Genomic DNA, 12,163 nt, shown 5'->3' on the forward strand with positions numbered 1-12,163 from the left:
AGGAGCTACGATCGATGCACAATCTCAATACGTTCTATATCGGGGGCAAGTGGGTGACACCCGCTGACGGCTTCTCGCTGGCGGATATCGTCAACCCGGCGACGGAAGCGGTGATCGGCACGGTTGCCATGGGCGGCGTGGCCGATGTCGATCGGGCCGTGGCCGCGGCAAGCGACGCGTTCGTGTCGTGGTCCAGGTCCAGCCGCGAGGAACGGCTGGCGCTGCTGCGCCGCATTGCCGATGGCTACAAGGCGCGCCTCGGCGAGATCGCCGAGGCCATCAGCACGGAGATCGGCGCGCCCCTGTGGCTGTGCCGCGAGTACCAGGCGCCGATGGGGCTGGTACAGATCCAGTCGGCCATTGCCGCGCTGGAAGCTTTTGATTTCGTCACCGTCAGCGGCACCACGCAGGTAGTGCGCGAGCCGGTCGGGGTGACGGCGCTGATCACACCGTGGAACTGGCCGGTCAACCAGATCGCCGCCAAGGTCGCCCCGGCGCTGGCGGCGGGCTGCACGGTGGTGCTCAAGCCGTCGGAGATCGCACCGCTCGATGCGCGCATCTTTGCCGAGATCGTGCATGAAGCCGGCGCGCCGGCGGGCGTGTTCAACATGCTGTTCGGCACGGGCCCGACGGTGGGCGCGGCGCTGTCGCGCCATCCCGGCGTGGAGATGGTCTCGATCACGGGGTCGACGCGTGCCGGCGTCGACGTGGCCGTGCAGGCCGCGCCGACGGTCAAGCGCGTGGCGCAGGAGTTGGGCGGCAAGTCGCCCAACCTGATCCTGGACGACGCCGACCTCAAGGCCGCGGTCTCGGGCGGCGTGGTCAGTTGCATGCTGAATTCGGGCCAGACCTGCACGGCGCCCACGCGCATGCTGGTGCCGCGCGCGCAGTACCAGACCGCCATCGCCATTGCGCAGGCGACCGCGCAGGCGTTGACGGTGGGCGACCCCGCCGCGCCGGACAGCAAGCTGGGCCCCAGTTCCAACCGGGCCCAGTACGAGCGCGTGCAGCGCATGATCGAGGCGGGCATAGGCGAGGGCGCGCGCGTTATCGCGGGTGGTCCCGGCCGGCCTGACGGGCTTGCGCTGGGCTTCTACAGCCGCCCGACCGTCTTCGCCGATGTCAACAACGACATGACCATCGCCCGCGAAGAGATCTTCGGGCCGGTGCTGGTGATGATTCCCTACGACGACGAGGCCGAGGCGATCCGCATCGCCAACGACACGCCGTACGGACTGGCCGCCTACGTCTGGTCCGGTGACCCGGCGCGCGCGCGTCGTGTAGCGGGCGAACTGCGTGCCGGCTCCGTGCAGATCAACGGCGCCCGGATGGACTTCAGTGCGCCGTTCGGCGGCTACAAGGCATCGGGCAACGGCCGCGAGTTCGGCGCCTATGGCCTGGCGGAGTTCCTGGAGTACAAGTCGGTCGCCGGCTGTGCCGCGGACGCATAGGGGAGTGACTGCTTACATGGAAACGTTTGACTATCTGGTGGTGGGCGCGGGCTCGGCGGGCTGCGCCATTGCGGCACGGCTGGCAGAAGATCCCGCGGTAACGGTAGCGCTGGTCGAGGCGGGGCCGAGCGATCACCACGTCAGCGTGTGGATGCCGATCGGCATGGCGTCGACGGTGCCCAAGGCCGGCGTGCGCAACTACGGCTACCACACCGCGCCGCAGGCCGGCCTCAATGGCCGGCAGGGCTACCAGCCGCGCGGCAAGGGGCTGGGCGGCAGCTCGTCGATCAACGGCATGGTCTATATCCGGGGCCACCGCAACGATTATGACGACTGGGCCAGCCTGGGCTGCACCGGCTGGGGCTATGAAGACGTGTTGCCTTACTTCCGGCGCAGCGAAAGCCATGAGGACTACCAGGGCCGTGACGACAACCGCTGGCACGGAGGCTCGGGTCCGCTTTGGGTCAGCAACCTGCGCTCGCCCAATCCGTTCTCGAACCGCTTTGTCCAGGCGGCGATCCAGGCAGGCTATCCGGCGAACGGCGACTTCAATGGCGCGGAGCAGGAGGGCGCGGGCCTGTACCACGTCACGCAACGCCGTGGCGAGCGCTGGAACACGGCGCGTGCCTACCTGCACCAGGGCAACGCCGCCGACACAACCCTGAGCGGTGGCCGGCGCAACCTGACGGTGCTGGTGGATACACAGGTGCTGCGCATCGACTTCGATGGCACGCGTGCCACGGGCCTTACCGTGGTGCGGGGCGGCGTCGAGCAGCAGCTGGTGGCGCGGCAGGAGGTCGTCGTCAGTGCCGGCGCCTTCAATTCGCCGCAGCTGCTGCTGGCTTCGGGCGTGGGGCCGGCGCAGGAACTGCGCGAGCTGGGTATCGGTGTCGTGGCCGACCTGCCGGGCGTTGGCAAGAACCTGCAGGACCATCCCGACGTCATCCTCAACAAGCAGGTGCGCTCGCTGGACCTGTTCGGACATTCGCTGCCCGGCTTTGCCAGGCTGTCCCTGGAACTGCTGCGCTATCGGCGCAAGCGTACCGGCATGCCGAGCAGCAACTTCGCGGAAGCGGGTGCATTTATCCGGAGCCGGCAGGGCCTGGCCGTACCGGATATCCAGTTGCATTTCGTTCCGGCGCTGCTCAACCATGGCGGCGACAGGAAGAAGCTGGGGCACGGCTATTCCTGCCACGCCTGCGTGCTGCGGCCGAAGAGCCGCGGGGAGGTGCGCCTGCGCTCGCGCGACATGCGCGAGGCGCCAATGATCGATCCGCGCTTCCTGAGCGATGAAGAGGACATGGCCGGCATGGTGGCGGGCGTGCGCGCCATCCGCCGGATCTTTGCCCAGCAGGCGCTGGCCAGTGCCGGCGGCCGCGAGTTGTTTACCGACGACTTCGGTCCGGGCGAGGGCAGCCAGCAGGCGATCGAGGCCTTTGTGCGCGAACGTGCCGACAGCGTCTACCATCCGGTCGGCACCTGCAAGATGGGTGTGGACGAGATGGCCGTGGTCGATCCGGCGTTGCGCGTGCGCGGCGTGCAGGGCCTTCGCGTGGTCGACGCTTCCATCATGCCCACGCTGGTCGCGGGCAACACCAACGCACCGGCGATCATGATCGCCGAGAAGGCGGCCGAGCTGATCCGGGCGGGCCGCTAACGTGGTTCGGCCAAGTCGGGGAGCGCCATGCGCGACCCCGACGGCGGCTTTACAGGTAGGTGGCCACGACGATGTAGGCGTTGCCCCGGCTGCCGGCAAGCCGCTCAAGTTTCAGACGGGCGGCGCCGACCCGGGTGCTGGCCTGCTTGCCGGCAGTCGCCGCGTTGAGATCCGTGCTGACAGGCCGGCTACCGGGGGACATGCAGGTGGCGTGCACCACCTGAGCCCCGGTCTCGAATCCGCAAGAGGGTTCCGTAATGGCTCCCCGGAAAGTGATGGTGCCGGATTGCGCGGCCGCGGTGCCGGCGATGCCGGCGGCGAGCCACAACGATAGTCCGAGCCGGCGTGCCCATGCCGGCACGTGCCTTTCTCTTCCGTCCATATCGAACTCCCTCATGTGGATGCCACCCGGCCACTGCCGTGTGGCACGAAGCGCAACTGCGTCTCAGTCGCTCCTGTCCCGGATAGCGGTTTGATAGGGCGTGGCTTGAGCAATTCCCTCAAAAATATTACAAATTTGTCACTTCGAATGGTGCGAGGCGGGCATGCGTGGACCAAGTCGCTATCCGCTATCGAGGCTCAGGCGTTGCCTGAGGCCGGATAGCGGATGAGGTGGGATGTGGACGCTCGGGTGAGGCGGCGGGACTTACCGGACCAGCAGGCGCGAACGCACGAAGCCGGCGTGGGTGCGCAAGGCCCCCATCAGCGCGTCGGAGGGCACCCGGTCGAGGTCCGTGACGACGTAGCCGGTATGGCCGCGCGTCTGCAGGTGCTGGCCGTTGATGTTGACGCCGTCCTGTGCCAGCAGCGTGTTGAGGGCGGCCAGCGCACCGGGTGCGTTGCTGTGGATATTGAGCAGCCGTGCCGGCGCGTGCAGCGGACCGGGATCCACCTCCGGGAAATTCACCGCGCCGATGGTGCCGCCGGTGGTCAGGTAGTGCAGCAGCTTGGCGGCTACCTCGGTGCCGATGTTCTCCTGCGCTTCCTCGGTGCTGCCGCCGATATGCGGCGTCAGCAGGACGTTGGGCAGTTGCTGCAGCGGGCTGGTGAACGGATCGTTGTTGGTCTTCGGCTCTTCGGGGAAGACGTCGATCGCGGCACCGCCGAGGTGCCTGGCGCGCAGCGCTGCCGCCAGGGCATCGATGTCGACCACAGTCCCGCGCGAGGCATTGATCAGGATCGCGCCAGGCTTGAAGCGCGCGAGCACGTCAGCGTCGATCAGGTTGCGCGTGCGTGCCGTGGCGGGAACGTGCAGCGTGACTACGTCCGCCTGCGACACAGCCTCTTCCAGTGTGCCGGCCGCGCGCGCCGAGCCGAGCGACAGCCTGGCCAGCACGTCGTAGTACACCACTCGCATGCCCATCGACTCGGCCAGTACGCCGACCTGCGAGCCGATATTGCCGTAGCCGACGATGGCGATGGTCTTGCCGCGCGCCTCGAACGCGCCGCTGGCGCCCTTGGCCCACTTGCCGCCATGCGCGAGCGTATTTTTCTCGGGTATCTTGCGCAGCAGCATCACGGCTTCGGACACGACCAGCTCGGCCACCGAACGCGTGTTGGAGAACGGCGCGTTGAAGACCGGAATCCCCGCCGCCGTCGCGGCGTCCAGGTCGACCTGCGAGGTGCCGATGCAGAAGCAGCCGATGCTGAGCAGCGCCGGTGCGCTGCGGATGTCGTCCGCGCGCAGGTGCGTGGCGGAGCGGATGCCCACCAGGTCATGGCTGGACAGCACCTGGCGCAGCTCGTCGCCGGCCAGCGCGCCGCTGCGGCGTTCGACCGTCAGGCCGGCTTCGCCCAGGCGCGCCGTGGCGCTTGGGTGGATGTTTTCAAGCAGGATCGCAGTAGTCACGTTCAGGTTCCGCGCAAGAAGAGATCAGGGAAGGCGCGCGCAGTCTTTGCTGCGTCGCGGCAAGGTCTATTCTGCGCGAAAACGCCGCCGCAGTCCGGGAGCCCCTTTCGCCAGCATTGGCTCCCCTGGCGCGACGGCTAGCGCGAGCGCCCGCGGCGGTCGCCGCCGAGCGGGTCGACAATGATCATGGTCTGCTGCAGCACACCGTTGTCGTCGAAGTAGCAACTGAAGTGCGCGGTCTGGTAGCCATCCTGGAACATCCGGTAGCTCCAGGCCTCGCGCTTCATCAGCGGGTAATACTGGATGGGCTCGCGCGGCTTGCCGAAGCGCTCGAGCACATCCTGCTTGGTCCAGGCACCGACCTTGGCCTGATAGATTTCGGCTTCCGTCAACATCTGCCGATAGCTCACGAGTTTGCCGGTGGCGTCAAAGTCCGCCGCGTAGACCGCATGACCGAGAGGCTGCTGGGAGTAGAGCCAGCGCGACGTGCCATTCGGAAAACGGAAGGAATCGGTGGGTTCGCCGAATGTACTGCGCACGGCGCTCTGGTCGCTGCCGACCAGCCGCTGGCCGGTCTGTTCCGGGTGCAGCGCCGAGCAGCCGCCCAGGATCAGGGCTGCGACGCACGCCAGCGAGGCTACGTATGCAAGGCGGATTCTCATCAAAGGCTCCAGGCGGGGAGATCCCGCATGGCCGGATTGTCCGACCAGTGGAGCAAAGTGCGCAATAGGCCCGCGGCGCCAGGGCCGCGCGGACCCGGTGCGCTAGCCTTCGACTTCGCTGCGGATCAGCAGCACCGGCCGGCTGGACTTGCTGACCACGCCTTCGGAGACGCTGCCCATCAGCAGGCGCCGCACGCCACGCCGGCCATGCGTGCCCAGCACGATCAGGTCGGCGCTCCAGGCATCGGCCTGGGCGACGATGGTCGCGGAAATCTGGCCGGGCGCCACCGGCTTGTCGACAAGCTGGGTCGTATGCCTGATGCCGGCCGCCTCCAGCTTGTCCTCGGCCTCCGTCAGGACCTTGCGGCCAAAGCTACGGATGCTTTCCATCAGGGCCCTGGCGTCGAAGTAGGCGACATCGAAGAATGCGTCGCTGTCGTCGGCCACGAACAGGGCCTTGACCTCCGCACCGGTCGCCGTGGCAAGGGTGATGGCCTGGCTCAATGCGAGATCGGAAGACTGGCTGCCGTCTACGGCTAGCAGGATGCGCTGATACATGGAAACCTCCGGTGAGTCGTTGCGAGTGATCGGGGGACGGCAAATCGTAAGAGGCACCGAGTGGGCCCTTCTGGTCCAGCGTAGCCGCAGCGGGCGATAGCAGCTTGACCGGCATCAAGACTTGAACGCACCGCGGCGAGCGGAGATCTGCTGCCGCGGGATCCGATGGCGCGCATCGAACCGTGCACCGGCGTTGCCCGCCGGTGCACACACGCCCGCCTCAGGCGGGCAGGAAGCCCTCGACCGTCAGGTAGCGATCGCCGGTGTCATAGTTGAAGCCCAGCACGCGTGCGCCGGCCGGCAACTCGGGTAGCTTGCCGGCGATCGCGGCGAGGGTGGCACCCGACGAAATGCCGACCAGGATGCCTTCTTCGCTGGCGCAGCGGCGCGCCATGTCGCGGGCCGGTTCGGCATCCACCTGGATCACGCCATCGAGCAGGCCGGTCTTCAGGTTGGCCGGGATAAAGCCGGCGCCCAGGCCCTGGATCGGATGCGGTGCCGGTGCGCCGCCGGAAATCACGGGCGAAGCCGACGGCTCGACGGCGAATACCTTGAGCTGCGGCCACTTCTGCTTGAGCACCTGCGCGCAGCCGGAAATATGGCCGCCCGTGCCGACACCGGTGATCAGCACGTCGAGCCCTTCGGGGAAATCCTCCAGGATTTCCTGGGCGGTGGTACGCGCATGGACTTCGATGTTGGCCGCGTTTTCGAACTGCTGGGGCATCCAGGCGCCGGGAATGGCGGCGATCAGTTCCTCGGCGCGGGCGATCGCGCCCTTCATGCCTTTCTCTCGCGGGGTCAGGTCAAAGGTCGCGCCGTAGGCGAGCATCAGGCGGCGGCGTTCGAGCGACATGCTGTCGGGCATCACCAGGATCAGCTTGTAGCCCTTGACCGCGGCCACCATCGCCAGGCCGATGCCGGTATTGCCCGACGTCGGCTCGACAATGGTGCCGCCCGGCTTAAGCACGCCACGGCGTTCGGCATCTTCCACCATCGACAGCGCGATGCGGTCCTTGATCGACCCGCCCGGGTTCGACCGTTCCGATTTGATCCAGACTTCATGGCCATTGCCGAACAGCCGGTTGATGCGGATATGCGGCGTATTGCCGATGGTTTCCAGGATATTGACTGCCTTCATGTTTCCTCCAAAGGGGCGCAGCGTCACGGCGCTGCGCGAATGCGGACCAACCGGGATTCTATTGAAATTTTCATGGCCGCTCCCGCCGTTCACGGATAATGATCACGAGCCGCTGCCAGGGATCGTCCGCGTGCCTGGAGGGGAACTGGTTGAGAGGAGGGCCGGATGGAGCTCAGGCAATTGCGGTACTTTCTGCAGGTCGTCGAACTCGGCAGCATGGGGCAGGCCGCCCAGAAGCTGGGCGTGGTCACATCGGCGCTCAGCCAGCAGATAAGTCGCCTGGAGGGCGAGCTTTCCACGCGCCTGCTGCGGCGCACCTCGACGGGCGTCGTGCCGACCGATGCCGGACTGGCATTCTGGCGCCAGGCGCAACTGGCTGTGCGCCATGCCGACGACGCAGTACGCGCCGCCCAGCTTGCCAGGCTCTCCGGCCACGTCAGTGTAGGCATGGCGCCGAGCACCATCAGCGTGCTGGGCCTGCCCTTCATGCAGGCCATGCGCGAGCGCTATCCCGACATCCGCCTGCATCTCGTGGAAAGCCTGTCAGGCAACCTGGCGACGATGATCGGCACGCGCCAGCTAGACCTGGCCGTCCTGTTCCAGGCGGAGGGCCACCATCGCTGGAGCCTGGCACCGCTGCTTACCGAGCGCCTGTTTCTGATCAGCCGCGATGACATGCCCGGTCTGCCGACGGGCAAGACGGCAAGGCTTGCGCAACTGCGCGGGCTGCCGCTGATCCTGCCAAGCAGCCCGCACGGTCTGCGTTCCGTGCTTGATGCCGCCTTCGCGCGGGGCCGCCACCAGCCCAACGTGGTCGCGGAAATCGATGGCCTGGCCATGCTGATGGATGCCGTGCGCGCGGGACTTGGCGCCACGGTGCAGCCCGGCGCGGCGGTGGCGCGCCTGGGCGGCGAGCCCCTGGCGATGATCCCCATTGCCGACACCGCGGCGCGGCGCCCGAACCTGCTGGCCAGCCTGTCGGACGACGAGTTGTCTCCCGCGGGCCTGGCCGCGCGCGGCACGCTCGCCGCCGTGGCGCGCGATCTGGTGCGCGCCCGCCGCTGGCCCGGCGCTACCCTTCACGATTCGTAAACACCCGTTGCCCGATCCCGTCTGGCGGGGCATCGGGCCGCTCAGTACAGTCGCCGCAAATCACGGAGACTGTACTGATGTGGGACGTACTCGTAATCGGCGGGGGCAACGCCGCCCTGTGCGCCGCACTCATGGCGCGCGAGGCCGGCGCCAGCGTGCTGCTGCTGGAAGCCGCCCCCAGGGCCTGGCGCGGCGGCAACTCCCAGCACACGCGCAACCTGCGTTGCATGCACGATGCGCCGCAGGACGTGCTGGTCGACAGCTACCCGGAAGAGGAGTACTGGCAGGACCTGCTCAAGGTCACCGGCGGACTCACCAATGAGGCACTGGCGCGGCTGGTCATCCGCGCGTCTTCGACCTGCCGCCCGTGGATGCGCCGCCATGGCGTGCATTTCCAGCCGCCGCTCTCGGGCGCGCTGCACGTGGCCCGTACCAATGCCTTCTTCATGGGCGGCGGCAAGGCGCTGGTCAATGCCTACTACCGCAGTGCCGAGGCCATGGGCGTCCAGGTCCGATACGAGACACCGGTCGATGCCATCGAACTCGACGGCGGCCGCTTCGTGGCCGCGCGCAGCGGCGACCAGCGTTTCGCGGCGCGCGCATGCGTGCTGGCGGCGGGCGGCTTCGAATCGAATCGAGCCTGGCTGCGCGAAGCGTGGGGCCAGAACGAGCGCGGCGAATGGCCGGCCGACAATTTCCTGATCCGCGGCACGCGCTTCAACATGGGCGTGCTGCTCAAACACATGATCGAGTCCGGCGCGGACGCGATCGGCGATCCGTCGCAGTCGCACTGCGTGGCCATCGACGCGCGCGCGCCGCTGTATGACGGCGGCATCTGCACGCGCATCGACTGCGTATCGCTGGGCGTGGTGGTCAATCGCGATGCCGAGCGCTTCTACGACGAGGGCGAGGACTTCTGGCCCAAGCGCTACGCCATCTGGGGCCGCCTGGTGGCCCAGCAGCCCGGCCAGATCGCCTACTCGATCATCGATGCCAAGGCCGTCGGCCGCTTCATGCCGCCGGTGTTTCCCGGCACGGTGGCTGACAACCTGCCCGAACTGGCCCGCAAGCTCGGTCTGCCCGAGCAGGATTTCGTGGACAGCGTGGCGGCCTACAACGCCGCCTGCCGCAGCGGCACCTTCGACCACACGACGCTGGATGACTGCCGCACGGAAGGCCTGCTGCCGCCGAAGACGCACTGGGCACGCCCCATCGACACCGCGCCGTTCTACGGCTACGCGCTGCGCCCGGGCATCACCTTTACCTACCTTGGCCTGAAGGTCGACGAGCACGCCGCGGTGCATTTCAACGGACAACCCAGCGCCAACCTGTTCGTGGCCGGCGAGATGATGGCCGGCAATGTGCTGGGCAAGGGCTATACGGCCGGGGTCGGCATGTCGATCGGCACCGCGTTCGGCCGTATTGCCGGCACGCAGGCGGCACGGGCGGCCGCACAATCGAAAGGAGCACGACGTGAAGCAGCTTGAAGCGCTGGTACGCGAGGCCGGCGAAGAAGCCGCAGGCGGCATGGCCCGGCAAGGCGCCGATGACAGGAAAACCATCCCCATCCGCGTACTGCCCCTGAGCGGCAACGAAGCCGAGGTAGCCCGGCAAATGCAGATCTGCAATGCCTGCCGCTACTGCGAGGGCTTTTGCGCCGTGTTTCCCGCCATGACGAGAAGGCTCTCCTTCGGCAAGGCGGACGTGAACTACCTGGCCAACCTGTGCCACAACTGCGGCGCCTGCTATCACGCCTGCCAGTACGCACCGCCGCATGAATTCGCGGTGAATGTCCCGCAGGCCATGGCGCGGGTCCGTGGCGAGACCTACGCCGAGTACGCATGGCCGGCGCCGCTGGGCGCGCTGTACCGGCGCAATGGCCTGACCGTGGCGCTGGCGCTGGCCTTCGGCCTGGCGCTGTTCCTGCTGCTAGTCATCGCGCGGCAGGGATCGCTGTGGCACTCGCCGCTGGCCGGCAACTTCTACGCGATCTTCCCGCACAACATGATGGCCGCGATGTTCGGCGCGGTCTTCGGCTTTGCGGTGCTGTCGCTGGGCATCGGAGTGCGGACCTTCTGGCGCGACGTGTCGCCGGGGCGCGCTACCCCGCCGGCCGTTGGCGAAGCCGCCCTCAACGCGCTCACGCTTCGGTACCTCGACGGCGGGCACGGCAAGGGCTGCAACGAGGAGGACGACCGCTTCACGCTGGCACGCCGACGCTTCCACCACCTGACGTTCTACGGCTTCATGGCGTGCTTTGCATCGACCGCGGTGGCCACGCTGTACCACTATGTGCTGGGAATGCATGCGCCTTATCCGGTGGGCAGCCTGCCCGTGCTGCTGGGCATGGCCGGCGGCATCGGGCTGCTCGCCGGCCCGGCCGGACTCCTGTGGCTGAACCTGCGGCGCGACCCGGCCCGCGGGGATGCGGCCCAGCGCCCCATGGATCGCGGCTTCATCGCGCTGCTGCTGCTCACCGCGGCTTCCGGCCTGGCCTTGCTGGCCGGCCGCGATACCGGCGCCATGGCCATGCTGCTGGCCGTGCACCTGGGCGTGGTCATGGCGCTCTTCGCCACGCTGCCGTTCGGCAAGTTCGCGCACGGCATCTACCGCTGCGCGGCGCTGCTCAAGTCCGCCATCGAGAAGCGCCAGCCTAATGCGTTGCAGCTCGGCTCGGACTGAAGCTGAACGCTGCCGCACCGACAAGAAAACCATCTATCCCCAAGGAGACCGTCCGATGACCAATACCGTTCGCCGCACTGCTCTGGCCTGCCTGCTCGGAGCGGGCCTGGCACTGTCCGGCCTGGCACCCGCCGCCGCCCAGAGCTGGCCCGACAAGCCTGTCACCCTCGTCGTGCCGTTCGCCTCCGGCGGCACCACGGACATCATCGCCCGAACCATCGGACAAAAACTCGGCGAAGCCCTGCACCAGCCCGTGGTGGTGGACAACCGCCCCGGCGCCGGCGGCACGCTTGGCGCGGCCAACGTCGCGCGCGCCACGCCGGATGGCTACACGGTGCTGTTGGCCACCGTGGCACATACCATGGCGCCCGGCATCTACAAGTCGCTGCCCTACGACTTCACGCGCGACCTGGTGCCGGTTGGCCTGGTGGCGCTGACGCCCAATGTGCTGCTGGTCAGCCCGTCGATGCCTGTGAAATCCGTGGCGGAGCTGATCGCCTATATCAAGTCCCACCGCGGGCAGGTCAACTACGGCTCCGCCGGACCGGGCAGTACCGAGCATCTGTCGGGAGAACTGTTCCGGTCCATGACAGGCACCGACATCGTCCACGTCCCGTACAAGGGTGGCGCACCGATGATGACCGACCTGATCGCCGGGCAGATCCAGATGGCCATTGAAACCAGCCCTTCGGCCGCGCCCCACGTCCGTTCGGGCAAGGTCAGGGCGCTGGCCGTCACCACCGCGAAACGGTCCCCGGCCTACCCAGGCGTGCCCACGCTCGAGGAAAGCGGGATCAAGGGTTACGAGGTGACTACCTGGTTTGCGCTGATGGCGCCGCGCGGCACGCCCGCCGCGGTGACGCAGCGCCTGGGCACGGAGCTGGCGAAGGCGCTGAAGCAGCCGGATGTGCTGAAACGCTTCGAGGAGCAGGGCGTGACCGCCGGCGACATGACGCCGGCGCAGCTGGGCGATTTCATCGGCAAGGAGACGCAGCGGTGGACGAAGGTGGCGAAGTCGTCGGGTGCCGCCGCGGATTGATGGCGGGGGGCGCAATGCCCCGCGCGTTTTCAAGT

At 67.8% G+C, this 12,163-nt stretch carries 11 protein-coding genes; 6 read left to right on the forward strand and 5 right to left on the reverse strand.

Annotated elements, in window-relative coordinates:
• The first annotated feature begins 14 nt into the window (after positions 1-14).
• The gene (locus ACIGJC_RS18080; RefSeq protein WP_483713442.1) at positions 15-1,451 is read left to right on the forward strand and encodes an aldehyde dehydrogenase family protein; all 1,437 of its coding nucleotides are present in this window, start codon (positions 15-17) and stop codon (positions 1,449-1,451) included.
• Positions 1,452-1,467: 16 nt separating this feature from the next.
• On the forward strand, positions 1,468-3,108 hold the full coding sequence (locus tag ACIGJC_RS18085; protein ID WP_483713444.1) for a GMC family oxidoreductase: 1,641 nt from the start codon (positions 1,468-1,470) through the stop codon (positions 3,106-3,108).
• A gap of 49 nt (positions 3,109-3,157) precedes the next feature.
• On the opposite strand, the gene ACIGJC_RS18090 is transcribed toward ACIGJC_RS18085, so the two are convergent.
• From ACIGJC_RS18090 to cysK, 5 genes are all read right to left on the reverse strand, one after another.
• Positions 3,158-3,490: a hypothetical protein gene (locus ACIGJC_RS18090; protein WP_483713446.1), complete on the reverse strand. Its 333-nt coding sequence runs from the start codon at positions 3,488-3,490 to the stop codon at positions 3,158-3,160.
• 264 nt (positions 3,491-3,754) lie between these two features.
• Complete coding sequence (gene serA / locus ACIGJC_RS18095) at positions 3,755-4,957, reverse strand: phosphoglycerate dehydrogenase (protein ID WP_483713448.1); 1,203 nt, start codon at positions 4,955-4,957, stop codon at positions 3,755-3,757.
• A 137-nt stretch (positions 4,958-5,094) separates the two neighbouring features.
• Positions 5,095-5,619: a hypothetical protein gene (locus ACIGJC_RS18100; protein ID WP_483713450.1), complete on the reverse strand. Its 525-nt coding sequence runs from the start codon at positions 5,617-5,619 to the stop codon at positions 5,095-5,097.
• A 102-nt stretch (positions 5,620-5,721) separates the two neighbouring features.
• A complete protein-coding gene (locus tag ACIGJC_RS18105; protein WP_483713452.1) occupies positions 5,722-6,177 on the reverse strand; it encodes a universal stress protein in 456 nt (151 codons plus the stop codon).
• A 220-nt stretch (positions 6,178-6,397) separates the two neighbouring features.
• On the reverse strand, positions 6,398-7,315 hold the full coding sequence (cysK, locus tag ACIGJC_RS18110) for a cysteine synthase A (protein WP_483713453.1): 918 nt from the start codon (positions 7,313-7,315) through the stop codon (positions 6,398-6,400).
• 165 nt (positions 7,316-7,480) lie between these two features.
• On the opposite strand from cysK, the gene ACIGJC_RS18115 reads away from it, so the two are divergent.
• The 4 genes from ACIGJC_RS18115 to ACIGJC_RS18130 all read left to right on the forward strand — a co-directional run bounded on the left by ACIGJC_RS18115 (position 7,481) and on the right by ACIGJC_RS18130 (position 12,128).
• Positions 7,481-8,407 carry a LysR family transcriptional regulator gene (locus ACIGJC_RS18115; RefSeq protein WP_483713455.1) on the forward strand — a complete coding sequence of 309 codons (927 nt, stop codon included), beginning with the start codon at positions 7,481-7,483 and terminating at the stop codon, positions 8,405-8,407.
• 77 nt (positions 8,408-8,484) lie between these two features.
• The gene (tcuA, locus tag ACIGJC_RS18120) at positions 8,485-9,894 is read left to right on the forward strand and encodes an FAD-dependent tricarballylate dehydrogenase TcuA (RefSeq protein ID WP_483713456.1); all 1,410 of its coding nucleotides are present in this window, start codon (positions 8,485-8,487) and stop codon (positions 9,892-9,894) included.
• Positions 9,881-11,089 (forward strand): tricarballylate utilization 4Fe-4S protein TcuB, encoded by a 1,209-nt coding sequence (tcuB, locus tag ACIGJC_RS18125; RefSeq protein ID WP_483713457.1) that lies wholly within the window; start codon positions 9,881-9,883, stop codon positions 11,087-11,089. Before tcuA ends, tcuB begins: the two co-directional genes overlap by 14 nt.
• Positions 11,090-11,144: 55 nt before the next feature.
• A complete protein-coding gene (locus ACIGJC_RS18130; protein ID WP_483713458.1) occupies positions 11,145-12,128 on the forward strand; it encodes a Bug family tripartite tricarboxylate transporter substrate binding protein in 984 nt (327 codons plus the stop codon).
• Positions 12,129-12,163 lie beyond the last annotated feature (35 nt).

It is taken from the genome of Cupriavidus sp. C3SS-1, assembly GCF_057073755.1.